Raw genomic sequence first — 231 nt, 5'->3', positions numbered from 1 at the left:
GGCTTTCTGAATTTCATCTTCGACGCCATACAGGTCAAAGATTGGGCGTTCGCCAGGGTAGTGTTCCAGGCGATCGGCAATTTCCGGCATCAGTTCGGCAACAAACTGCGTAGTGCGCTGGAAGGTTTCCCGCGAGTCGATGCGAATTTTCTCGATCTTTGTGCTGACCAGGTCGCGCAGGGTGCGCAGCGCCAGGCCCAGGTCTTCATAGATGACGCTCGGTGCGCCAAC

General features: G+C 56.7%; 1 protein-coding gene. It reads right to left on the bottom strand.

Annotated elements, in window-relative coordinates:
- On the bottom strand, nt 1-231 hold a 231-nt coding region (locus SB764_RS45060), incomplete at both ends, for a ribonuclease E/G (RefSeq protein WP_410867442.1).

The sequence above is a fragment of the Paraburkholderia sp. SIMBA_027 genome (genome assembly GCF_046535315.1).
GTDB classification, from domain to species: Bacteria; Pseudomonadota; Gammaproteobacteria; order Burkholderiales; family Burkholderiaceae; genus Paraburkholderia; species Paraburkholderia tropica.
This window is presented reverse-complemented; position numbering and strand designations above follow the sequence as displayed.